The organism is Serratia silvae (assembly GCF_023282985.1).
GTDB lineage: Bacteria > Pseudomonadota > Gammaproteobacteria > Enterobacterales > Enterobacteriaceae > Chania > Chania silvae.
Genome location: NZ_JAGQDC010000011.1, coordinates 82,421 through 106,944 on the forward strand (window position 1 = coordinate 82,421; position 24,524 = coordinate 106,944).

Below are 24,524 nucleotides of genomic sequence, written 5' to 3' on the forward strand. Positions count from 1 at the left end.
ATAAAAATATTATTTATAAAATAATTAAGATTGGGTTTATTGCGTAATCGCCTAATATGTATTACCACCAGGTAAACATTGTCTGACCAAGAGGATTAGCACATTTAACCCATAATCTTTATCAGGATTACACCGCGTTAATATCTGCTTTTATCAACTGCGGCGCTCTGTAACACTAAACTACGTATAATCGAATAGTTTCCCTACACCGATTGCTAGGTTTTCAGTGTTGTGGCATGTAGAATGCTGCGATTCAGGCGAAAAATAGCCGACCCATTCACCGTCGCTTTATGTCCATGCGGGTTCCATAGGCGAGTAATTCAGAAATACCAAGGCAGAAAAACTAATTAAATGAAATACATAAGAAATTTTTCTATCATTGCCCATATTGACCACGGTAAGTCGACGCTGTCTGACCGTATTATCCAAATCTGCGGCGGCCTGACCGAACGTGAAATGGCTGCACAGGTGCTGGATTCTATGGATCTGGAGCGTGAGCGTGGTATTACCATCAAAGCGCAGAGCGTGACGCTCGACTATAAAGCCACTGATGGCCAAGTTTACCACCTCAACTTTATCGACACCCCTGGGCACGTTGACTTCTCCTATGAAGTTTCCCGCTCACTGGCCGCCTGTGAAGGCGCATTGCTGGTGGTGGATGCCGGGCAGGGCGTAGAAGCCCAGACCTTGGCCAACTGCTATACCGCGCTGGACATGGATCTGGAAGTGGTGCCGGTGTTGAACAAGATTGACCTGCCTGCTGCCGATCCGGATCGTGCCGCACAGGAAATCGAAGATATTGTGGGCATTGATGCTACTGACGCGGTGCGCTGCTCGGCAAAAACCGGTGTTGGCGTGCCAGAAGTGCTGGAGCGTCTGGTGCGTGATATCCCGCCACCAGAAGGCGATGCGGATGCTCCGCTGCAGGCGCTGATCATCGATTCCTGGTTTGATAACTACCTGGGCGTTGTCTCCCTGATCCGGGTGAAAAACGGCACCCTGCGCAAGGGCGATAAAGTTAAGGTCATGAGTACCGGCCAAACTTATAACGCCGACCGTCTGGGGATCTTCACCCCGAAACGCGTTGATCGCGACGTGCTGAACTGTGGCGAAGTGGGTTGGTTGGTCTGCGCCATTAAAGATATCCTCGGTGCACCGGTAGGTGATACCTTGACGCTGGCTCGCCAGCCGGCAGACAAAATGCTGCCGGGCTTCAAAAAAGTGAAGCCACAGGTGTATGCCGGCCTGTTCCCGATCAGTTCCGACGATTATGAAGCCTTCCGCGATGCGCTGGGCAAGCTGAGCCTGAACGACGCCTCCCTGTTCTATGAACCAGAGAGCTCCACCGCGTTGGGCTTTGGCTTCCGCTGTGGCTTCCTGGGTCTGCTGCACATGGAGATCATTCAGGAGCGTCTGGAGCGTGAATACGATCTGGAACTGATCACTACGGCACCAACGGTAGTGTATGAAGTTGAAACCACCGGCAATGAAACCATCTACGTCGACAGCCCTTCCAAGCTGCCGCCGTTGAATAACATCGCTGAACTGCGTGAGCCGATTGCAGAGTGTCACATGCTGATGCCGCAGGAATATCTGGGCAACGTGATCACGCTGTGTATTGAGAAGCGTGGCGTACAGACCAACATGGTTTACCACGGTAACCAGGTGGCGCTGACCTACGAAATTCCAATGGCCGAAGTGGTGTTAGACTTCTTTGACCGTTTGAAATCCACCTCGCGCGGTTACGCGTCGCTGGATTATAACTTCAAACGTTTCCAAACCTCGGACATGGTGCGCGTTGACGTGTTGATCAACAACGAACGCGTAGATGCGCTGGCGCTGATCACTCACCGTGATAACGCGCAGTATCGTGGCCGTGAACTGGTCGAGAAAATGAAAGATCTGATCCCACGCCAGCAATTCGATATTGCGATCCAGGCGGCGATCGGCACGCATATCATCGCTCGCTCTACGGTGAAACAGCTGCGTAAAAACGTGTTGGCCAAGTGCTACGGCGGCGACGTCAGCCGTAAGAAGAAGCTGTTGCAGAAGCAGAAAGACGGTAAAAAACGCATGAAGCAGGTGGGTAACGTTGAGTTGCCGCAGGAAGCGTTCCTGGCCATTCTGCACGTGGGTAAAGACGGTAAGTAAGAGCGAAAGCTCGCGTAACTAGGGAGTTTGCATGGCGAATATGTTTGCCTTGATCCTGGCAATTGCCACATTGGTGACCGGGATCATCTGGTGCTTTGAGCGCTTTAAATGGGCGCCGGCACGCCGGGCGAAAATCGCGGCGGTCAATGCACAGGCGGCCGGTACGGTCGACGAAGCAGCCTTGGCGAAAGTGGCCAGGCAGCCGGGTTGGGTTGAAACCGGGGCTTCGGTGTTCCCGGTATTACTGTTGGTGTTTGTGGTGCGTTCGTTTATTTATGAGCCGTTCCAGATCCCTTCAGGCTCAATGATGCCGACGCTGTTGATTGGTGATTTCATTCTGGTGGAAAAATTTGCCTACGGCATAAAGGATCCGATTACCCAGACCACGCTAATTGAAACCGGTCATCCCAAGCGCGGTGATATTGCGGTATTTAAATATCCGCGTGACACCAAACTGGATTATATCAAACGCGTGATTGGCGTTCCGGGCGATCGAGTGACCTATGATCCGGTGAATAAGCGTGTGACGGTGCAAGAGTCCTGTAATCGTGGCCAGACGTGCAAGACCGCACTGGCGGTCACCTACAGCGATATGCAACCGAGTGATTTTGTGCAGATGTTTATCCGTAGCGGCATGGGCGAAGCCAGCAACGGTTTCTTCCAGATCCCATTGAACGAAAACGTGCCACAGGGCGGTATTCGCTTGGGTGAACGTAAGGAAACGCTGGGTAACGTGACTCACCGCATTCTGACCGTGCCTGGTGCACAGGATCAGGTTGGTGCTTACTATCAGCAGCCAGGTCAGCAGTTGGCCGAGTGGATAGTGCCAGCCGGCCATTACTTCATGATGGGCGATAACCGCGATAATAGCGCAGACAGTCGTTATTGGGGATTCGTACCTGAGAAGAATCTGGTAGGTAAAGCCACGGCAATTTGGATGAGTTTTGAAAAGCAGGAAGGTGAATGGCCTACGGGCGTCAGATTGAGCCGTATCGGTGGTATTCACTAATAGCGTTTCGCAAACTGCAGCCAATTAGGCTGCAGTTTATATGGTGAAGATCCCTATGGATTTCGAGTTGGCCGCTCTAACGCATCCATGCGCTTGCGGCATTTGTACATCCCTGTACGGCACAGCTCAGGCGACAAGCTATTTAATCCCCAGGGAGCTTACTTTTGGATAAGTGACTGGGGGGAAATAGGAAATAGTGCAGGTAATAACGCTGCAGCTTGAAAGACGACGGGAAAAACGCAGCAATATATTTCCACTCGTTGTAGAATAGCCCCTCGAGCGATAAAAGTTGGCCCCTTTGGGCGCCACTGCAAACGAAACAGCTTTGGATTGGCTTTTGGCAAAGCAGGCCTGTTCCGTATGCTGCAAGTTTTTGACGCATTCTTGATCTATTGGTAACTCATGAACCCCATCGTAATAAACAGGCTGCAGCGGAAGCTGGGCTACACTTTTCAACAGCAGGAGCTCTTACTGCAAGCGTTAACTCACCGTAGCGCCAGCAGTAAACACAATGAACGTCTTGAGTTTCTGGGTGATTCGATCCTAAGTTTTGTCATCGCCAATGCGCTCTACCAACGTTTTCCTCGCGTAGACGAGGGAGACATGAGCCGCATGCGTGCCACGCTGGTGCGGGGCAATACGCTGGCAGAGATGGCGCGCGAATTCGATCTGGGCGAGTGTTTGCGCCTTGGGCCGGGCGAGCTGAAAAGTGGTGGATTCCGCCGCGAGTCGATCCTGGCGGATACGGTGGAGGCACTGATTGGCGGTGTGTTCCTGGATAGCGATATTCAAAACGTCGAGCGCCTGATTTTGGACTGGTATCGTAGCCGGTTGGACGAAATCAGCCCCGGTGATAAGCAGAAAGACCCGAAAACCCGCTTGCAGGAGTTTTTACAAGGTCGTCATCTGCCGTTGCCAACATATCTGGTGGTGCAGGTTCGCGGTGAGGCGCACGATCAGGAGTTTACTATCCACTGTCAGGTGAGTGGTTTGAGCGAGCCCGTCGTGGGCACCGGCTCAAGCCGCCGTAAAGCCGAGCAGGCGGCAGCGGAACAAGCGCTGAAAAAGCTGGAGCTTGAATGAGCGAAGAAAAACAATACTGCGGTTTTATTGCGATCGTAGGTCGTCCCAACGTGGGCAAATCCACGTTGTTGAACCAACTGTTGGGGCAAAAAGTCTCCATCACCTCGCGTAAACCACAGACGACCCGTCACCGCATTATGGGTATCGATACCGATGGCGCTTATCAGGCCATTTACGTCGACACCCCGGGTCTGCATATCGAAGAAAAGCGCGCCATCAACCGTTTGATGAACCGTGCGGCCAGCAGCTCAATCGGCGACGTCGAGCTGGTGATCTTCGTCGTAGAAGGCACGAACTGGACTGCCGATGATGAAATGGTGGTCAACAAGCTGCGCAGCCTGAAAAGCCCGGTTCTACTGGCGATCAACAAGGTCGACAACGTTACCGACAAATCCAAGCTGTTGCCGCACATTGCGTTCCTCAGCCAGCAGATGAACTTCCTCGATGTGGTGCCGATCTCTGCCGAAAAAGGCATGAACGTAGACACTATCGCGGCTATCGCACGCAAAGTGTTGCCGGAAGCTGAACACCACTTCCCGGACGATTACATCACTGACCGTTCCCAGCGCTTTATGGCGTCGGAAATCATCCGTGAAAAGCTGATGCGTTTCCTGGGTGAGGAACTGCCTTACTCGGTGACGGTTGAGATCGAACAGTTTGTACCGAATGAGCGCGGTGGTTACGACGTGCACGGTCTGATCCTGGTTGAGCGTGAAGGCCAGAAGAAGATGGTTATCGGCAACAAAGGTTCGAAGATCAAGACCATCGGTATTGAAGCCCGTCAGGACATGGAACAGATGTTTGAGGCCAAAGTTCATCTGGAACTGTGGGTGAAAGTGAAATCGGGTTGGGCGGACGACGAACGTGCGCTGCGCAGCCTGGGCTATACCGACGACCTGAAGTAATACCTCCTATGGATGGCTGGGAGCGCGCTTTCGTCCTGCATGGGCGGCCCTTTAGTGAAACCAGCCTGATGCTGGATTTGTTCACGGAAGGTCATGGGCGGGTGCGCTTGCTGGCTAAAGGCGCACGCAGTCGCCGTTCCAATCTAAAGGGTTGCTTGCAACCCTTTACTCCTCTGTTAGTACGCTGGGGCGGTCGTGGCGAAGTCAAAACGTTGCGCGGCGCTGAAGCGGTCTCCCTTGGTTTACCCCTCAGTGGCATGATGCTTTACAGCGGCCTTTACGTGAATGAACTGTTGTCACGGGTGCTGGAGCAGGAAGGCAACTATTCGGTGTTGTTCTTCGATTATCTGCAATGCTTACAGGCCCTGGCGGCGGAAGACAGCTCCCCGGAGCATGCTCTGCGGCAGTTCGAGTTGGCACTGTTGGGGCACCTGGGTTACGGGCTGGATTTCCTCCATTGCGCTGGCAGCGGCGAGCCGGTGGATGATGGCATGACCTATCGCTATCGCGAAGAAAAAGGCTTTATCGCCAGCCTGGTGGTGGATCACTACAGTTTTACCGGCCGTGAACTCCGCGCTCTGGATGAACGCCAATTCCCGGATGCAGAAACCCTGCGCGCAGCCAAACGCTTTACGCGCATGGCACTAAAACCCTACCTTGGCGGTAAGCCGCTGAAGAGCCGAGAACTGTTTCGCCAGTTCGTGCGCAAACAACCTGATACCCCCGTCGACGAAGCCTAAGCGGTTTCTGCTTTTTCCGTTTTGCTCGCCCGTGTAAACTGCTGCTACTGAAAATGACTTAGTAGAGGGTTGTCATGGCTGATTTACTGCTGGGCGTCAATATCGATCATATTGCCACGTTACGTAACGCGCGCGGCACCAACTACCCGGACCCGGTGCAGGCGGCATTTATTGCCGAGCAGGCGGGGGCCGATGGCATCACCGTTCACCTGCGTGAAGATCGCCGTCATATCACCGACCGCGACGTGCGTATCCTGCGTCAAACCATTCAGACACGTATGAACCTGGAAATGGCCGTCACCGATGAAATGCTGGATATCGCCATTGAGCTGAAACCCCACTTTTGTTGCCTGGTGCCGGAAAAACGTCAGGAAGTGACCACCGAAGGCGGGTTGGACGTGGCCGGGCAGCAGGACAAAATGGCCGTGGCGGTTGAACGCCTGGCACAGGCTGGCATTTTGGTTTCGTTGTTTATCGATGCCGATCACCGTCAGATCGACGCGGCGGTGGCCGTCGGTGCACCTTATATCGAGATCCATACTGGTGCTTATGCTGAAGCGCAGGGCGATCTGGCCATTCAAGCCGAGCTCAAGCGCATTGCCAAAGCGGCCACCTATGCGGCCAGCAAAGGCCTGAAGGTGAATGCGGGCCACGGTTTGACCTACCATAACGTACAGCCGATCGCCGCGCTGCCAGAGATGCATGAGCTGAATATCGGCCATGCCATCATTGGCCAGGCGGTGATGAGCGGTTTACCGGCCGCGGTGGCGGACATGAAACTGCTGATGCGGGAAGCGCGTCGCTAATGGCGGTACTGGGCTTGGGAACCGACATCGTGGAGATGGCGCGTATCGAAGCTGTGGTGGAGCGCAGCGGTGATCGTCTGGCTCGCCGGGTGTTAAGCCCGGCCGAATGGGAAGTGTATCAGCAGCATCAGCAGCCGGTACGCTTCCTGGCGAAACGTTTTGCGGTCAAAGAGGCCGCCGCCAAAGCGTTCGGCACCGGCATCCGCAATGGCCTGGCGTTCAATCAGTTCGAAGTGTTCAATGATGGGCTGGGGAAACCTAACATCAGGTTGCATGAACGTGCTGCCGAGCTGGCGCAGGAGATGGGGGTCAAGTCGATCCACGTTTCTTTGGCGGATGAACGCCGTTATGCCTGTGCCACGGTGATCATCGAGGGGTGAGGGGCGTCACAGGCTGTCGGCGAGATGCAGCACGACAAACTTGTCCCACAGCTGTTCCTGGTTCTCTACGTGCTGCGGATCGGTAATGATAGTGTTATCGATCGGGCACACCTGCTGGCAGGTTGGGGTCTCGTAATGCCCCACGCATTCGGTGCAGCGGTTGGCATCGATCTGGTAAATCTCATCCCCCATCGAAATCGCCTGGTTCGGGCATTCCGGCTCGCACATATCGCAGTTGATACATTTGCGCGTGATTAGCAGGGCCATGGCAACTCTCTCATTATTTACAGGGGTATTTCACGGAGCGCAGATTATACGCCTTACACCAATTTTTTCACTAACTGTTCGCTGTGGCGGACGCGATCGCGGGCATGATCGAGATCGTGCTGGAGTAGCGCCATAAACAGCAGATCGGTCAGGGCGAACTGCGCGGTGCTGGAAGAGATCGCGGCGCTGCGGATATTGGGCTCTTGCGCAATGGTATAAAGGCAGTGATCGGCCCGCTGCTGTAGGCCATTAGGCGAGAAGCTGGTCAGTGCCAGCACCTTGGCTCCGGCAATACGTGCTTCTTCGGCGGCCAGGTTGATCTCACGCCGCTCGCCGCTAAACGAGATCGCCAGCAACAGATCCTCTCTGCTCAACGCCTTTACCGTCGCCAGTTGAACGTACATATCCGCTTCTGCCACCGCCATCACGCCAATCTTTAGCAGCTTGAACGACAGGTCTTTGGCCACTAGCCCAGAGGCACCGATGCCGACCAAGATCACCCGCCGCGCCGTACGCAGCATATCCAAGGCGATATACAGCCGCTGTTCGCTGTTGATATCCAGGGTTGCCCGCAATGCGGCCTGCTTTTCTAGCAGCAATTTCTCACCGACGGTTTTGAGCGGATCGCTGCTCAGAATGTGGTTATGGACGGTCACCACCGGTGCGACCTGTGGTTGAGCCAGCACCTCACTCAACGCCAGCTTCAGCGCTGGAAATCCCTTGTAGCCCAGTTTCTGGGCGAACTTGACCACGCTCGATTGGCTGACACCAGCCAACTGGGCCAGCTTTTGTGAGCTGAGGTGGCGGGCCTGTTCGGTGTTATCCAACAGAAAGTCCGCCAGTTTGCGATCGTTTTGCGCCAGCGTTGGGTACATCTGACGAATGCGAAGAAGGGTACTCATGGTTTTTTCCTTTGAGCCAGCCAGCATTCTGCCACGCGAGTGGGCAAAACGTGCAGTGATAAATTTTGTGAGCAGGCCGCTAAAGCGCTTGCAGCAACATCATAGCCATATGGCTACCTGCGTGCGGTATACACTTTGGGCGTTGACCAATGTCTGTTGTATCTGGTCGGTCTAGTGACTAGGATAATAGCCGGTTGTATTTTCACCTGCATAATGGGGGGCAACGATCCCGAGGAGTAACGCTTGACTGACAAACCGGTTGCACAGGCTCAGCGCGTGGTATTTTTCGATCTGGATGGCACCTTGCATCAGGAAGACATGTTTGGCAGTTTCCTGCGCTTTTTGCTACGGCATCTGCCGTTGAACCTGGTGTTGGTGGTGCCGCTACTGCCCCTTATCGGATTGGGTTTGTTGATCGGTGGGCGGGCGACGCGATGGCCCATGAGCCTGCTGTTGTGGGCAATGACCTTTGGCCGTTCAGAGGCCAGGCTGAAAGTATTGGAGGCGAAATTTGTCGACTACTTCCGCCGGAAGGTCACCGCCTTTCCGGTCGTACAGATGCGTTTGCGCCAATACCTGGATGCCCAGGATGCTCAAGTGTGGTTGATCACCGGTTCGCCGGAACGGTTGGTGGAGCAGGTTTATCGGGACTCTCCGTTCCTGCCATGGGTACGGCTGGTGGGGAGCCGCATTGAGCGTCGTTACGGGGGCTGGGTGTTACCCATGCGCTGCCTGGGTATACAAAAGGTGGTGCAACTGGAGCAGCGTCTGGGAACGCCATTGAAACTGTTTAGTGGCTACAGCGACAGCAAGCAGGATAACCCTCTGCTCTATTTTTGCGAACACCGCTGGCGGGTGGGAAAAGAAGGCGAGTTACAGCAGTTGGATTAAACCAATGAGGCTCCCCCAGCAAAATGAGGGAGCCTGGCAGGCGGTTACATAGCCGCTTTAAAGATTGCCACGATCTGTTCGTGGCTCGCCTGGATTGGATTGGTGAATCCACAGGCATCGTTCAGGGCGTTAGTGGCTAACGTAGCAAAGTCTTCTTCTTTGACCTGCAAATCGCGTAAGCCAGCAGGAATTCCCACATCTTTCGCCAGTTGGCGAATGGCGGCGATACAAGCAGCAGCTCCTTGCTCATCGTTAAGGCCTGCAACATCAACGCCCATCGCGGCGGCAATGTCTTTCAGACGGCCAGCGGCAACCTGAGTATTGAACTCTTGCACGTGCGGCAACAGTACGGCGTTACAGACGCCATGTGGCAGGTTGTAGAAGCCACCCAACTGGTGCGCCATCGCGTGCACATAACCCAATGAGGCGTTATTAAATGCCATACCGGCCAGGAACTGGGCATAGGCCATGTTCTCGCGTGCCTGCATGTTTTGCCCATCGTTGACCGCGTCACGTAAAGACTCGGCAATCATGGTGGCGGCTTTCAGCGCACAAGCATCGGTGATTGGGTTGGCGGCGCTGGAGACATAGGCTTCGATAGCGTGGGTCAGAGCATCCATACCGGTGGCGGCGGTCAGGCCTTTCGGCATGCCAGCCATCAGGTGAGGATCGTTGACCGACAGGATCGGGGTGACGTGCTTGTCGACAATCGCCATTTTGATGTGGCGTGCTTCGTCGGTGATGATACAAAAACGTGTCATTTCCGAAGCGGTACCCGCAGTGGTGTTGATCGCAACGACAGGTAGCTGCGGTTTAGCGGAGCGATCAACCCCTTCATAGTCTTTGATTTCCCCACCGTTAGCTGCGACCAGGGCAATGCCTTTCGCACAGTCATGCGGCGAACCGCCACCCAGAGAAACGACACAGTCACAGTGATGTTCGCGCAACAGTGTCAGGCCCTGTTTTACGTTTTCTGTGGTTGGGTTGGGATGCGTGCCGTCGTAGACGCAGCTTTCAATGTTTTGTGCCGCTAACAGCGCTTGCACCTGAGCTACGACGCCAATGCCGTTCAAAACCTTGTCGGTAACGATCAGTGCGTGATGCAGACCATGCTCTTTCATGGTTTTTGCCGCGTCTTCCAGGCAACCGGAACCAATCATGTTGACGGAAGGGATAAAGAATGTTGAGGCAGCCATAACCTACTCCTTATAAAAGCTTTTTGCGTGAAGTAAACATTACCGCGCTAATGCTTAAGAGAATATGATCTATCACAATTTAGCTAGGAAAAATTTGCTTAATTTTACAGCTTGATTTTCCACTCGTTTATAACGTTTTTCTGAAACTTCAAGAAATGAACAAAATTTAATCATCATTAAATATGATGTTATTGGTTTGTTGGTGGTGTTTTAAGCGATCGACAAACGTGGCAGGTTCAGGGTTTTTCAAGCTTATTTGCATCAACATAGCCGAGTGGCTGCGGCAAAAGGGTCTACTGTGTATAATGCCCGCCGCGATGCGCACGAGGATTGATGTAGTGAATGAATATAGTGATGAGTATTGGATGCGTCAGGCATTAAGCCTGGCTCAACGTGCGCAGGAAGAAGGTGAGGTGCCGGTGGGTGCGCTGCTGGTGCTGGATAATCAGGTGATTGGCGAAGGTTGGAACCGGCCAATTGGCCGCCACGATCCCACCGCTCATGCTGAAATTATGGCGCTGCGGCAAGGCGGGGCTGTATTGCAGAATTACCGCCTGCTGAATGCCACGCTGTATGTCACGTTGGAGCCTTGCGTGATGTGCGCGGGGGCAATGGTGCACAGCCGTATCCGTCGTCTGGTATACGGTGCCGCCGATGAGAAAACCGGTGCGGTGGGCTCGCTGGTGGATATTCTGCGCCATCCGGGTATGAATCATCAGGTAGAAATTGTCTCGGGCGTGCTGGCAGCAGAGTGTGCCGCCACCCTCAGCAACTTTTTCCGCATGCGGCGCGAGCAGAAAAAAGCGCTGAAACTGGCGCAACGGGCTGGAACAGACCCGCAATAACTACCTGCTGAGAATAATTACAGGGCCAGCGCCAGCTTGGCTTCGACTGCCGGATAGCCTTTGGCCAGTTCGGCCTGTTTCATGGCCTCTGCCGCCTTCTTCTCTTTTTCCAACAGATAGCCCACCAGGCTGACCTGATAACGGCGGATGTTTTCCACGTAGTTATAGGCTTCGCGGCCACGGGCATAGCCATAGGTGAGTGACGGGTAATAGCGCTTTTGGCTAAGCATTGGCAGGCGCTGTTTCACATCGACCCAACTGTCGGGGTTACCTTGCTGGTTTTTGGTGAGTTTACGCGCGTCCAGCATATGGCCCCAGCCCATGTTATAAGCGGCCAGTGCGAACCAGATCCGTTCATCTTCCGGCACCGTGTCGGGCACCTTATCCATCAGACGCTGCAGATAGAGCGCCCCGCCTTGAATACTCTGTTCCGGATCGAGCCTGTCGGTGACGCTCAGCCCGTCGGCGGTGGCTCTGGTCAGCATCATTAGCCCACGGACGCCGGTGGGGGAGGTTGCCTGCGGGTTCCAGTGCGATTCCTGATAGGCGATGGCGGCCAGCAGCTTCCAGTCAATTTCGCTGGCATACTTTTCAAACAGCGAACGGAAAGTGGGCAATACCGAGTCGATGGCTGATAGAAAGGTTTTGGTATCGACGTAGTCAAAACTGCCCACGTGCCCCAGATACTTCTCTTCCAACCGGGCCAGCGTACCGTCTTCTACCCGCTGGCTATAAAAATCCAGCAGCGCGGCGTACAGGCTATCGTCATCGCTGCGTTTCAGATACCAGGTCACAGGCTCTTCATCGGTAATGTCAAAAGCGACGGCCAACTGCGGATGGATGCGCTGTAGCAGGGCAATGGTTATGGAATCGCCGATGGTGTAATCCAGCTTGCCATCGGCCACCTGTTCCAGCAGCTCTTTCGATGTCAGATCGCTTGACGCTTCCCAACTGAGGTCGGGGTATTTACTTTGCTTGAGCTGCTTTAGCGCGCTGACGTGTGCTGAACCGGAGGCTACCGCTAGCTTGCCTTTGATATCGGCAAAGGTTTTTGGCCGCGTGGTTCCCAGCCGGTAAACCAACTGTTGGGAAACGGAATAATACGCCGGGCCGGTACTGGCTCGGCTGAGGCGATCCCGGTTGTAGATCAGCCCGGCGGCGAGCAGATCGGCATTGCCATCATCAAGATCGTCAAACAGGTCATTGATGTTTTGGTGTGGGATCACCACCAGCTTGACCCCCAGGTAGTTGGCAAAGCTTTTGGCCAACTCGTAGTCAAGGCCACTCGGCCCCTGTGGGGTAGTGAAATAGGTAAGCGGTGAGTTTAACGTGCTGATATGCAGCTCTCCCCGCGATTTGATCGCCTCGAGTTGGCCTCCCTGACCGCCACGCCAGGCGATTTTGGGCCACAGGGCAAGCGCCAGTAGCAGGGCCACAACACCGATTAGAATGTAATTTACTTTTAGGCGTTTCAAATAGTTATCTCAAAATAGATGCACGCTTTATGTTGACCGGAATCCGGTTTTTTTCATGGTTAAATCACCAGTGTTGGGGCATTTTGCGTAACATTACGTCAACGCGCAACTTTATTGATACGTTATGAGAATTCGACGGAGGGAATAGCTTTTATCAATAATAGCTACGCAAACGGTTTCGTCGGCGGCGTGGATTATCTATAATGGCGCGCGTTTTCCCCCTGTTGCGCCCAATGAAGTGCTGAACCCAGTTGCTTCGAAGACGAGAGAACTTTGATTATGGAAATACTGCGTGGTTCGCCCGCTTTGTCGGCTTTTCGTATTACCAAACTACTGTCCCGCTGCCAGGATGCTCAACTCCCGATCGGTGATATCTATGCCGAGTACGTTCACTTTGCCGATGTCAGCGCACCGCTAAGCGCCGAAGAGCAGGCCAAGCTGCAACGGTTGCTCAAGTACGGCCCTTCTCTCGCTGAACATGCTCCGCAAGGCCGCCTGTTGTTGGTGACGCCGCGTCCGGGCACCATTTCGCCGTGGTCTTCCAAAGCCACTGATATCGCCCACAACTGTGGTCTGACGCAGGTGGTTCGTCTTGAGCGCGGCCTGGCATTTTATGTTACAGCGCCGACGTTGACCGATGCCCAGTGGCAACAGCTTGCCACCCTGCTGCATGATCGCATGATGGAAACGGTATTCGGTGAGCTGCAACAGGCGGAAACACTGTTCTCTCATCATCAGCCCGCTCCGTATCAGACGGTGGATATCCTGGCGCAAGGCCGCAGCGCGCTGGAACAAGCCAACACCAAGCTGGGGCTGGCCTTGGCGCAAGACGAGATCGACTACCTACTGGCCGCCTTTACCGAGTTGGGGCGCAACCCAACGGATATTGAGCTGTACATGTTCGCACAGGCCAACTCCGAACATTGCCGCCACAAGATTTTCAATGCCGACTGGGTCATCGACGGCGAACAGCAACCGAAGTCGCTGTTCAAAATGATCAAAAACACCTTTGAGCAGACGCCGGATTACGTGCTTTCTGCTTATAAAGACAACGCAGCGGTGATGGAAGGCTCACAGGTAGGGCGCTTCTTTGCCGAGCCGCAAAGCGGCCTGTATGACTATCATCAGGAAGAAGCACACATCCTGATGAAGGTGGAAACCCACAACCACCCAACGGCGATCTCGCCTTGGCCAGGAGCTGCGACCGGTTCTGGCGGTGAGATCCGCGACGAAGGCGCAACGGGCCGTGGCGCAAAGCCGAAAGCTGGCCTGGTGGGGTTCTCGGTTTCCAACCTGCGTATTCCTGGATTTGAACAGCCTTGGGAACAGGATTTTGGCAAGCCGGATCGCATTGTCACCGCGCTGGATATCATGACCGAAGGCCCATTGGGCGGTGCGGCGTTCAATAACGAGTTTGGACGCCCGGCGTTGGTCGGTTACTTCCGGACTTATGAGGAGCGCGTCAATAGCCACAACGGCGTTGAGCTGCGTGGCTACCACAAACCGATCATGCTGGCAGGCGGCCTGGGCAACATCCGCGCCGATCATGTGCAAAAAGGTGAGATCACCGTTGGCGCCAAATTGGTGGTGTTGGGTGGCCCGGCGATGAATATCGGTTTGGGCGGCGGGGCGGCTTCGTCGATGGCCTCTGGCCAGTCTGATGCCGATCTGGATTTTGCTTCGGTACAGCGTGATAACCCGGAAATGGAACGCCGCTGCCAGGAAGTGATCGACCGCTGCTGGCAGATGGGCGATAGCAACCCGATCCTGTTTATCCACGATGTGGGTGCTGGTGGCCTGTCGAACGCGATGCCGGAACTGGTCAGCGACGGTGGCCGTGGTGGCCGTTTCGAACTGCGTGACATTCTCAACGACGAGCCGGGCATGAGCCCGCTGGAAGTGTGGTGTAACGAATCCCAAGAGCGTTATGTGATGGCGGTAGCGCCTGAGCAGATGGCAACCTTTGAGGAAATCTGCCGCCGTGAGCGCGCACCTTTCGCGGTGATTGGTGAAGCGACGGAAGAACGCCATCTGACGCTCAACGATCGCCACTTCGACAATCAGCCGATCGACATGCCGCTGGATGTCCTGCTGGGCAAAACGCCAAAAATGACCCGCGACGTGAAACGTCAACAGGCGAGCGGCGAAGCGTTGCAGCGTGCTGGTATCACCATTGCCGATGCGGTAAAACGGGTGCTGCACCTGCCTGCCGTCGCGGAGAAAACCTTCCTGATCACCATTGGCGACCGTACCGTCACCGGTATGGTGGCGCGTGACCAGATGATTGGCCCGTGGCAGATCCCGGTAGCCGACTGTGCGGTAACCACGGCTAGCCTGGACAGCTATTACGGGGAAGCGATGTCGATCGGTGAGCGTGCTCCCGTCGCATTGCTGGACTTTGCCGCCTCTGGTCGCCTGGCAGTAGGGGAAGCGCTGACTAACCTGGCCGCGGTGGAAATCGGTTCGCTCAAGCGAGTGAAACTTTCCGCCAACTGGATGGCCGCAGCGGGCCACCCTGGCGAAGATGCCGGTCTGTATGAGGCGGTGAAGGCGGTGGGTGAAGAACTTTGCCCGGCGCTGGGTATCACCATTCCGGTGGGCAAAGACTCGATGTCGATGAAAACCCGCTGGCAGGAAGGCAATGAACAACGGGAAATGACGTCACCACTGTCGCTGGTGATCACTGCATTTGCCCGCGTGGAAGATGTGCGCCACACCGTGACGCCGCAACTGCGTACCGACAAGGGTGATAGCGCGCTGTTACTGATCGATCTGGGTAATGGCCACAATGCCCTGGGGGCAACGGCGTTGGCGCAGGTCTATCGCCAACTGGGCGACAAGCCAGCCGATGTACGCAACGTGGAGCAACTGGCCGGTTTCTTCAACGCGATGCAGCAGCTAGTGGCGGATCGTACACTGTTGGCCTATCACGACCGTTCCGATGGCGGCCTGCTGGTCACCTTGGCCGAGATGGCGTTTGCCGGGCATTGCGGCGTGGAAGTGGATATTCAGGCTCTGGGTTCTGACGCCTTGGCAGCCTTGTTCAACGAAGAGCTGGGTGGGGTGATCCAGGTGCCTGCCGCGCAGCTGGCAGCCGTACAGCAAGTGTTTGCCCAATATGGTCTGACGGATAACGTGCATCATCTTGGCCAGGTGCTGAGTGGTGATCGATTCGTCATCACCAGCGCTGGGAAACCGGTGTACAGCGAAAGCCGTAGCACCCTGCGTACCTGGTGGGCTGAAACTACCTGGCAGATGCAGCGTCTGCGTGACAACCCGGAATGTGCCGATCAGGAGCACCAGGCCAAGCAGGATGAACGCGATCCTGGCCTGAACGTCAAGCTGACTTTCGCGACCGATGACGACATCGCGGCACCTTACATCGCCAAGGGTGCACGCCCTAAGGTTGCGGTATTGCGTGAGCAAGGGGTTAACTCCCACGTTGAGATGGCGGCGGCGTTCCACCGTGCTGGTTTTGATGCGGTTGATGTACACATGAGCGATCTGCTGGCAGGTCGCCGCGATCTGCAAGAGTTCCACACGCTGGTGGCCTGTGGCGGCTTCTCTTATGGCGACGTGCTGGGTGCAGGGGAAGGCTGGGCGAAATCGATACTGTTCAACGAGCGTGTACGTGATGAGTTTGCCGACTTCTTCCATCGCCCGCAGACCTTGGCATTGGGCGTTTGTAACGGTTGCCAGATGATGTCCAACCTGCGTGAGCTGATCCCGGGGGCTGAACATTGGCCGCGCTTTGTGCGCAACCTGTCGGATCGTTTCGAAGCGCGCTTCAGCCTGGTAGAAGTGGCCAGCAGCCCGTCGTTGTTTATGCAAGGTATGGCAGGTTCACGTATGCCGATTGCGGTTTCCCATGGTGAAGGCCATGTGGAAGTGCGCGATGCGGCGCATCTGGCGGCGTTGGAGCATCATGGCCTGGTGGCGTTGCGCTTTGTCGACAATCACGGCCAAGTGACCGAAGCTTACCCTGCCAACCCGAACGGTTCACCGAATGGGATTACGGCAGTCACCAGCAGCAATGGCCGCGCTACCGTAATGATGCCGCATCCTGAACGCGTGTTCCGCACCGTCAGCAACTCTTGGCATCCAGAGGAGTGGGGGGAAGATAGCCCTTGGGTGCGCATGTTCCGCAACGCTCGCAAGCAACTGGGGTGATTTAGCCTGAGGTTTACCTGAAAACTTACTGAGGCGCCGCGTTGGCGCCTTTTTATTTCTTTATTTTTTAAATGGTTAGCCTTTTTGTCTGTTTTTTGAGACAAATGCCATATTGCGTGTCTCTAAAAAGAGACATTTAACTCATTGATTTTAATCGGGGTTAAACCGTTTGATTTTAGTTGTCGTGTTTTGGCGACGGTATGTCGGATTATTACTCAAACTCGACCACGTTGGTAGCGGTGATAAACCGCGGGTAAAATAATTTATCCTTAATAAACATTGAATTATTAATTATTTTATAAAGTTGGCACGGATGGTGCATTATAACAATCAGTTGCTCATTCACCTTTTTATGATCGGCCCCGTCTAGTACGGAACAGCGCCTCATAAGCCTCCGAATGATGCCTAAGAAATGGTGCCTATCGTCCAACCAAACCGATAACAGACGCGCAAGCGACTTTATCAAGCATCGGGCGACACGTGGAGTGAGGCACCGCCTAGTATCCAACTGTGATGAAATGTTCATCAATCCCGGATACTTTTTGGATGCTATTCGTCCTGATCAGATGCCAGCCTAGTGCTACATCACCTGGGGACGAGGAGTAAGGGCATCCACATATTCCTTGCGATGGGGCATCATGCCCCAGCGTCAAAAGCAAAACCGCGTTTCCTTCGTTATTTCCCTCGATACGTTTTCAAACCACATCAGTTTCCTCTTTTGGGGATAACGCGTTTTTGCTTGTCTGAACGCCATTAATCCTCTGCCGGGCTTTTCTCTCCCCGGATAGTCGGTTAGCATCGGAGCAGACTAGTGATAATGAGATGATTTCTTTGAAAAGATGGCGTCTATTCCCGCGCTCGTTGCGCCAATTGGTCGTAATGGCGTTCCTGCTGGTACTGTTACCGCTGCTGGTATTGGCTTATCAGGCCTACCAAAGCCTGGATCATCTCAGCGCTCAGGCGGCGGATATCAACCGTACGACGCTGGTCGATGCCCGGCGCAGTGAGGCAATGACCAGCGTGGCGCTGGAAATGGAGCGCAGCTATCGCCAGTACTGCGTACTGGTCGATCCGACCTTGGAGCGGCTGTACCAGAACCAGCGTAAACAGTATTCACAGATGCTGGACGCTCACGTACCGATCCTGCCGGATGAACGTTATTACCAGACTCTGCGCGGCCTGCTGACACAGCTCGCCACCATCAAGTGCCAGAGCAGCGGGCCGGACAAGGACGCTTCACTGCTGTTAGAGTCCTTTTCACGTTCCAACGCCGAAATGGTCCAGGCCACCCGCACCGTAGTTTATTCCCGTGGGCAGCAGTTGCAGCAGGCGATCGCCGAGCGCGGCCAATATTTTGGCTGGCAGGCGTTGTTGCTGTTCCTGGTCAGTGTGCTGTTGGTGGTGCTGTTTACCCGCATGATTATCGGGCCCGTCAAGGCCGTTGAGCGTATGATTAACCGCTTGGGGGAAGGGCGGCCCATCGGCATGACGGCGTCCTTTAAAGGCCCACGTGAACTGCGTTCTTTGGCCCAGCGCATTATCTGGTTGAGCGAACGTCTGGCCTGGCTGGAATCGCAGCGCCATGAGTTCCTGCGCCATATCTCCCATGAACTGAAAACGCCGTTGGCCAGCATGCGTGAAGGCACCGAGCTATTGGCAGATGGTGTGGCAGGCCCGCTCACCTCCGATCAGAAAGAGGTGGTGGCGATCCTCGATCAGAGCAGCCGTCATCTGCAATTGCTGATTGAGCAACTGCTGGATTACAACCGCAAACTGGCAGATGGCCCGTCGGAACATGAAAACGTTGAGTTGGAAGAACTGGTGGATATGGTGGTCGCCGCCCACAGTTTGCCGGCGCGCGCCAAGATGATCCGCACGGAAGTCAAACTTGAAGCGGAAATCTGCTGGGCAGAGCCTACGTTATTAATGCGCGTACTGGATAATCTCTACTCCAATGCGGTGCACTACGGCAAGGAATCCGGTAACATTTGGATCCGCAGCCGCCAGGTCGGCCAACAGGTACAGATTGACGTCGCCAATACCGGCAGCGCGATCCCGCAAGCGGAACGAACCATGATTTTTGAGCCTTTTTTCCAGGGGAGTCACCAGAGAAAAGGGGCCGTTAAAGGAAGTGGACTGGGGCTGAGCATTGCACAGGACTGTATTCGCCGTATGCGTGGCGAATTAAAATTGGTGGATCTCGCCGATGCCGATGTCTGCTTCCGTATTGAATTGCCATTAACCGCCGAGAATGAATAAATAATGTACACAGGGTCTAATCGCGCTTATCAATCGCAGACCGAAGGTTCACCGCGTGTTTCTCTACGCGCACCGCTCGGCAAACATTCGCTTTCTTTTTTGGGCTCGATACTTTTTGCCCCGTTTCTGCTGATCGGCTGTGTCGATCGTGTCGCCAGTAGCGGCCCGGCTCAGGAGCAACAGGAGGCGATCCCAGATACCAAGGTAGTGGATTACCGCATTGCGCCTTGCGATACGCTATGGCAGCTTGATGAAAAAGAAGCCTTGGAAAACTCACTCTTTTGGCTGCGGGCGATGGACTGTGCCGATCGTATCGGCTCCACGCAGGCCAGAGCGTTGGCGAAAACCCTGCCGGGTAACGATTGGCAGAACGTGTTCAAACAAAGTATTTTGCTGGGCAGCGCCGAGCCGAGCTCGAACGAGCGCCGTCAGATCGTCGATCGTCTGAACAGCTATCGCCTCGAATTCCCAAACTCGCTACGCCCATTGCTGCAATTGTGGCGTCAGCAGCAGGCGCTGCAAATTTCCCTGTTTGACGAGCGGGCGCGTTACCAGCATCTGCAGGAAAGCTCAGACAGCCAGATCGATTCGCTGCGCCAAAGTCAGAGCTATTTACAGGGCCAATTGCAGGAGACCTCTCGCAAACTGGAGAACCTGACCGATATCGAACGCCAGCTCTCGTCACGCAAGCAGCTGCAGGGGGAAATCCCAGAAAGCAGCGTGGCGCAGCCTAAAGCAGATGCCGCAGGCAAGCCCGCAGCGCCCGCCAAAGCGGCCGAGCCTGCAGAGGTGACTGAAACCGGTACCGCTTTGCCGGTAGAGCCGGAAGATACCTACACGCCGCCCGCGGCTAACAAGGAGTCCCCAGCGCAATGACAGCTCGCAAACCGGCCAATCTTTTGTTGGTTGACGACGATCCCAGCCTGCTTAAGCTGTTGGGAATGCGCCTGACCAGCGAAGGTTTTCACGTTACTACGGCGGAAAGCGGCCAAGAGGCTTTGCGCCTGCTGGCCCGCGAAAAGATCGACCTGGTGATCAGCGACCTGCGGATGGATGAAATGGATGGTATGGCGCTGTTTGCCGAGATCCAGAAACACCAGCCGGGGATGCCTGTGATTATCCTGACCGCACACGGCTCTATCCCGGATGCGGTGGCGGCGACCCAACAGGGGGTATTCAGCTTCCTGACCAAGCCGGTCGATCGCGATGCGTTGTATAAGGCGATCGATGAAGCGTTGTCACTGTCGTCGATCCCAGCCGGTGATGACAGCTGGCGTGAGGATTTTGTCACCCGTAGCCCGATTATGCTGCGGCTGCTTGAACAGGCGAAGATGGTCGCCCAGTCGGACGTCAGCGTGCTGATCAACGGCCAGAGCGGCACTGGCAAAGAGGTGCTGGCACAGGCCATCCATGCGGCCAGCCCACGGGCCAAGAAAGCCTTTATCGCCATCAACTGCGGCGCGTTGCCGGAGCAACTGCTGGAGTCAGAGCTGTTTGGTCATGCCAAGGGGGCATTCACCGGTGCCGTCAGCAGCCGTGAAGGTTTGTTCCAGGCGGCAGAGGGAGGCACGCTGTTCCTTGATGAGATTGGCGATATGCCGCTCTCGCTACAGGTGAAATTGCTACGTGTGTTGCAGGAACGCAAGGTGCGCCCATTGGGCAGCAACCGCGATCTGGATATTGACGTACGCATCATTTCCGCCACCCACCGCGATCTGCCTAAGGCGATGGTAAAAAACGAGTTCCGTGAAGATCTCTATTACCGTCTGAACGTGGTTAACCTGAAAATACCGGCGCTCAACGAGCGGGCCGAAGATATCCCGCTGCTGGCCAACCATCTGCTACGTGCTTCGGCACTGCGTCACAAACCCTTTGTACGCAGCTTCTCTTCCGATGCCATGAAACGCCTGATGACCGCCAGTTGGCCCGGCAACGTGCGCCAGTTGGTGAACGTGATCGAGCAGTGTGTGGCATTGACCACGGCACCGGTGATCAGTGAAGCACTGGTTGAGCAGGCGCTGGAAGGGGAAAACACGGCGCTGCCGACCTTTGTCGAAGCGCGCAACCAGTTTGAATTACACTATTTACGTAAACTGTTGCAGATCACCAAGGGTAACGTCACCCAGGCCGCGCGCATGGCGGGCCGTAACCGTACTGAGTTCTATAAATTGTTGTCGCGTCATGAACTGGATGCCAACGATTTCAAAGAATGATGTTTTCTTTTCTGAACCTGCATGTGCAGGTTCTCAACAAATTAGCCGGAATGATTTACACTCCGTTTTCTTTGTTGTGGCATGGCAGACCATAGAAATATGAGCAGATCACTTTCCATTGCGTTGGCCCAGCTTAATTTGCTGGTGGGCGATATTGAAGGCAACAGCGAGCGCATGTTGCAAACCGTGCAGGAGCAGCAGAAGGCGGGAGCCGATCTGGTCATGTTCACCGAACTGGCGCTGTCTGGCTATCCGCCGGAAGACTTGCTGTACCGTGATGATTTTTATCAGCGCTGCGATACCCAGCTAAGCCGTTTGCAGCAGGCCTCTGCCGATGTGGCGATCCTGGTCGGTCACCCGTGGCGTGAAGACGGCAAACTGTATAACGCGCTGTCTCTGTTCTCAGAAGGTGCTTTGCAGGCTCGTTACTTCAAGCAACAGCTGCCTAACTACGGCGTATTCGATGAGAAGCGCTATTTCCATGCGGGCGATAAAAACTGCGTGGTGGAGCTGAAGGGTTACCGCCTGGGGCTGCTGATCTGTGAAGACCTGTGGTTCCCGGAACCGGTCGATGCGGCGAAAGCGGCGGGGGCAGAGATCCTACTGTCGATCAACGCTTCCCCGTATAACCGTGAAAAGCCGTATATCCGCAAGACCCTGATGGCGGGCCACTGCCAGCGTACCGGTCTGCCGTTGGTCTATCTGAATCAGATCGGTGGGCAGGATGAGCTGATTTTCGACGGCTGTTCAAAAGTCTTTGATGCCGCTGGCAATATGACCCATCGCCTGGCGGCTTTCGCCGAGCAGGTGACTCTGCTTGAGTTCAACGGCCTGCAAGTGGTGCCGATGACGGCCCCGGCGGCAGAGTTGCCGCAGCTGGCGCAGGTGTATGAAGCGCTGGTGCTGGCCGTACGCGACTATGTGACCAAGAACGGTTTCAAAGGTGCGGTGCTGGGCTTGTCCGGCGGGATCGACTCGGCGCTGACTTTGGCAATCGCCGTGGATGCGTTGGGTAAAGACAAGGTTCAGGCCTTGATGATGCCATTCCGCTACACGGCGGATATCAGCATCGCCGATGCCAAGGAAGAGGCCGAAATCCTCGGCATCGAATTTGACGTCGTCTCGATTGAACCGATGTTCGACGCCTTTATGGGCCAGCTCGCCCCGATGTTTGCTGATAGCGCACGGGATACCACCGAAGAAAACCTGCAAGCCCGCTGCCGTGGCGTGGTGCTGATGGCGCTGTCTAACAAACGCGGCAGCATCGTGTTAACCACGGGTAACAAAAGCGAAGTGGCTGTTGGTTATTGCACGCTATATGGTGATATGGCTGGTGGTTTCGACGTATTGAAAGATGTGCCGAAAACGCTGGTGTTCAAGCTTTCCGAATACCGTAATACCGTCTCCTACGTGATCCCTCAGCGGGTGATTGATCGTCCACCGTCTGCCGAACTGGCGCCGGATCAGCTCGATCAGGACAGCCTGCCGCCGTATGACATTCTGGATGCTATTCTGGAAGGTTATGTCGAGCGTGATAAATCGGTAGCCGATCTGGTTGCTGAGGGCTTTGAAGAAGCCGTGGTGCGCAAGGTGATCCGCCTGGTGGACATCAACGAGTACAAACGCCGTCAGGCCGCCGTCGGGCCGCGCATTACCGCTCGTAACTTTGGCAAAGACCGCCGCTACCCGATCACCTCCGGCTTTGGCCGTAAAAATTGGTAATTAAGGAATAAAAATGAAAAAAATTGACGCGATTATCAAGCCCTTCAAACTGGATGACGTGCGTGAAGCACTGGCCGAAGTGGGCATCACCGGCATGACCGTGACCGAAGTGAAAGGCTTTGGACGCCAGAAGGGCCATACCGAGCTGTACCGTGGTGCCGAGTATATGGTCGACTTCCTGCCAAAGGTTAAAATCGAGATCGTAGTGGCTGACGATATCGTGGATACCTGTGTGGAAACCATCATGCAGACGGCGCAGACCGGTAAAATTGGCGACGGTAAAATCTTTGTCTTCGACGTGGCCCGTGTGGTGCGTATCCGTACCGGTGAGCAAGACGAAGAAGCGATTTAATCATTTGGCTGACAAGCCCCAACAAGTTCACAACAAAGGCGTGGCTTAGCTGCGCCTTTGTTGTTTTTGTGCACTCCCTCCCCCTTTGCGTTCTAAAAAAGCGAACGATATCGCGTTTTTCACACATTTCCTGATGGCTTGCCGGTGAGCATCTACACTCAAACCAACTGTTTTGTTTGAGGTTGCTACCATGATGACGTTACGCCAAATCCGCCATTTTATTGCTGTGGCCGAAACCGGGTCGATCTCTGCGGCGGCGCAGGCGGTGTTTGTGTCACAGTCTTCGCTCACGCTGGCAATCCAGCAGTTGGAAACCGACATTGGCGTCCGGCTGTTTGAGCGTCACGCCAAGGGGATGAACCTAACCCACCAGGGGCACCAGTTCCTGCGCCAGTCGTACCTGATCCTGGCGACGGTGGATAATGCCAAGCGCAGCCTGCAACTGGGCACCGAAAGCCTGAGTGGCAAATTGACCATCGGCGTCACCAGCCTGGTGGCGGGGTATTTCCTGGTGGAGCTGCTCAAGCGCTTCAAGTCTGCCTATCCCAACGTGACCATCCAGGTGATTGAGGACGAACGGCCCTATATCGAGCATTTGCTGGTGAGCGGTGAAATCGATATAGGGGTACTGATCCTGTCGAACATTGAAGATCGCGATGCCCTACAGACCGAAGTGCTGATGCATTCCCCATATCGCCTGTGGCTGCCGCCGTTGCACCCGCTGCTGGAGCACGAAAGCATCGGTTTGGCAGACGTGGCCAAACAGCCACTGATCCAGCTCAACGTCGATGAAATGGACGTTCATGCCCGGCGCATCTGGGGACGAGCGGGCCTGAAGCCGGAGATCGCCATGAAAACCGCCTCTACCGAAGCGGTGCGCAGCCTGGTGGCGGCGGGCATGGGCATTGCCATCCTGCCGGATATGGCTTACCGCGCCTGGTCGTTGGAGGGCAATATGATTGAAGCGCGCAAGCTGGTGGATTTGTTGGAACCGCTGGATATCGGCCTGGCCTGGCGGCGTGGCAGCGCACGGCCTGAATTGGTGACGCCATTCCTCACTATTGCGCGTGAGAACAGTAAAACGAACATGACCGGCCTTAAGCCTTCGATTTAATCGAACGCTGCCTTCAGTATTTAGAATTTGTTGTCCGCAGTGCG

20 protein-coding genes are annotated in these 24,524 nt (G+C 55.0%); 16 read left to right on the plus strand and 4 right to left on the minus strand.

All coding sequences use genetic code 11. The features are described 5' to 3' along the window. Nucleotides 1-351 precede the first annotated feature (351 nt). The 7 genes from lepA to acpS all read left to right on the plus strand — a co-directional run bounded on the left by lepA (nucleotide 352) and on the right by acpS (nucleotide 7,074). Nucleotides 352-2,151: a translation elongation factor 4 gene (gene lepA / locus KAJ71_RS14495; RefSeq protein ID WP_248946384.1), complete on the plus strand. Its 1,800-nt coding sequence runs from the start codon at nucleotides 352-354 to the stop codon at nucleotides 2,149-2,151. 31 nt (nucleotides 2,152-2,182) lie between these two features. Beyond that, entirely contained in the window at nucleotides 2,183-3,160 is a 978-nt protein-coding gene (gene lepB / locus KAJ71_RS14500) for a signal peptidase I (RefSeq protein ID WP_248946385.1), read from the plus strand. 402 nt (nucleotides 3,161-3,562) lie between these two features. After that, a complete protein-coding gene (gene rnc / locus KAJ71_RS14505) occupies nucleotides 3,563-4,243 on the plus strand; it encodes a ribonuclease III (protein ID WP_021178901.1) in 681 nt (226 codons plus the stop codon). Then, nucleotides 4,240-5,148, plus strand: a complete 909-nt coding sequence (gene era / locus KAJ71_RS14510; RefSeq protein WP_024529374.1) for a GTPase Era — start codon at nucleotides 4,240-4,242, stop codon at nucleotides 5,146-5,148. The genes rnc and era overlap by 4 nt, the downstream gene beginning before the upstream one ends. An 8-nt stretch (nucleotides 5,149-5,156) precedes the next feature. Continuing rightward, nucleotides 5,157-5,888: a DNA repair protein RecO gene (gene recO, locus KAJ71_RS14515; protein WP_021178899.1), complete on the plus strand. Its 732-nt coding sequence runs from the start codon at nucleotides 5,157-5,159 to the stop codon at nucleotides 5,886-5,888. Nucleotides 5,889-5,962: 74 nt separating this feature from the next. Continuing rightward, nucleotides 5,963-6,694 carry a pyridoxine 5'-phosphate synthase gene (pdxJ, locus tag KAJ71_RS14520; RefSeq protein WP_248946386.1) on the plus strand — a complete coding sequence of 244 codons (732 nt, stop codon included), beginning with the start codon at nucleotides 5,963-5,965 and terminating at the stop codon, nucleotides 6,692-6,694. Next, a complete protein-coding gene (gene acpS, locus KAJ71_RS14525) occupies nucleotides 6,694-7,074 on the plus strand; it encodes a holo-ACP synthase (RefSeq protein WP_024486233.1) in 381 nt (126 codons plus the stop codon). Before pdxJ ends, acpS begins: the two co-directional genes overlap by 1 nt. A 6-nt stretch (nucleotides 7,075-7,080) precedes the next feature. Here the strand turns inward: acpS and KAJ71_RS14530 are convergent, their stop codons facing one another. Beyond that, nucleotides 7,081-7,341: a YfhL family 4Fe-4S dicluster ferredoxin gene (locus KAJ71_RS14530; RefSeq protein ID WP_248946387.1), complete on the minus strand. Its 261-nt coding sequence runs from the start codon at nucleotides 7,339-7,341 to the stop codon at nucleotides 7,081-7,083. A 53-nt stretch (nucleotides 7,342-7,394) separates the two neighbouring features. Beyond that, nucleotides 7,395-8,243, minus strand: coding sequence for a MurR/RpiR family transcriptional regulator (locus KAJ71_RS14535; RefSeq protein ID WP_248946389.1), 849 nt, complete (start codon nucleotides 8,241-8,243; stop codon nucleotides 7,395-7,397). Between the two features lie 243 nt (nucleotides 8,244-8,486). On the opposite strand from KAJ71_RS14535, the gene yfhb reads away from it, so the two are divergent. Beyond that, a complete protein-coding gene (gene yfhb, locus KAJ71_RS14540) occupies nucleotides 8,487-9,134 on the plus strand; it encodes a phosphatidylglycerophosphatase C (RefSeq protein WP_248946391.1) in 648 nt (215 codons plus the stop codon). A gap of 44 nt (nucleotides 9,135-9,178) precedes the next feature. Here yfhb and yiaY read toward each other — a convergent pair whose 3' ends face one another. Beyond that, nucleotides 9,179-10,330, minus strand: a complete 1,152-nt coding sequence (yiaY, locus tag KAJ71_RS14545; RefSeq protein WP_248946392.1) for an L-threonine dehydrogenase — start codon at nucleotides 10,328-10,330, stop codon at nucleotides 9,179-9,181. 338 nt (nucleotides 10,331-10,668) lie between these two features. On the opposite strand from yiaY, the gene tadA reads away from it, so the two are divergent. Beyond that, nucleotides 10,669-11,175, plus strand: coding sequence for a tRNA adenosine(34) deaminase TadA (gene tadA, locus KAJ71_RS14550; protein ID WP_248946393.1), 507 nt, complete (start codon nucleotides 10,669-10,671; stop codon nucleotides 11,173-11,175). Between the two features lie 17 nt (nucleotides 11,176-11,192). Here tadA and mltF read toward each other — a convergent pair whose 3' ends face one another. After that, nucleotides 11,193-12,650, minus strand: coding sequence for a membrane-bound lytic murein transglycosylase MltF (gene mltF / locus KAJ71_RS14555; protein ID WP_248946394.1), 1,458 nt, complete (start codon nucleotides 12,648-12,650; stop codon nucleotides 11,193-11,195). Nucleotides 12,651-12,926: 276 nt separating this feature from the next. Here mltF and purL point away from each other — a divergent pair, with 276 nt between their 5' ends. From purL to KAJ71_RS14590, 7 genes are all read left to right on the plus strand, one after another. After that, on the plus strand, nucleotides 12,927-16,820 hold the full coding sequence (gene purL, locus KAJ71_RS14560) for a phosphoribosylformylglycinamidine synthase (protein ID WP_248946449.1): 3,894 nt from the start codon (nucleotides 12,927-12,929) through the stop codon (nucleotides 16,818-16,820). A gap of 822 nt (nucleotides 16,821-17,642) precedes the next feature. Then, nucleotides 17,643-19,079, plus strand: coding sequence for a sensor histidine kinase (locus tag KAJ71_RS14565; protein ID WP_248946395.1), 1,437 nt, complete (start codon nucleotides 17,643-17,645; stop codon nucleotides 19,077-19,079). Nucleotides 19,080-19,082: 3 nt separating this feature from the next. After that, nucleotides 19,083-19,955 (plus strand): two-component system QseEF-associated lipoprotein QseG, encoded by an 873-nt coding sequence (qseG, locus tag KAJ71_RS14570; RefSeq protein ID WP_248946396.1) that lies wholly within the window; start codon nucleotides 19,083-19,085, stop codon nucleotides 19,953-19,955. Then, nucleotides 19,952-21,292 carry a two-component system response regulator GlrR gene (gene glrR / locus KAJ71_RS14575; protein ID WP_248946397.1) on the plus strand — a complete coding sequence of 447 codons (1,341 nt, stop codon included), beginning with the start codon at nucleotides 19,952-19,954 and terminating at the stop codon, nucleotides 21,290-21,292. Before qseG ends, glrR begins: the two co-directional genes overlap by 4 nt. A 99-nt stretch (nucleotides 21,293-21,391) precedes the next feature. After that, on the plus strand, nucleotides 21,392-23,014 hold the full coding sequence (locus KAJ71_RS14580; protein WP_248946398.1) for an NAD+ synthase: 1,623 nt from the start codon (nucleotides 21,392-21,394) through the stop codon (nucleotides 23,012-23,014). Nucleotides 23,015-23,027: 13 nt separating this feature from the next. Beyond that, a complete protein-coding gene (glnB, locus tag KAJ71_RS14585) occupies nucleotides 23,028-23,366 on the plus strand; it encodes a nitrogen regulatory protein P-II (protein ID WP_004847623.1) in 339 nt (112 codons plus the stop codon). Between the two features lie 190 nt (nucleotides 23,367-23,556). After that, nucleotides 23,557-24,480 carry a LysR substrate-binding domain-containing protein gene (locus KAJ71_RS14590; RefSeq protein ID WP_021178886.1) on the plus strand — a complete coding sequence of 308 codons (924 nt, stop codon included), beginning with the start codon at nucleotides 23,557-23,559 and terminating at the stop codon, nucleotides 24,478-24,480. Nucleotides 24,481-24,524: the final 44 nt, after the last annotated feature.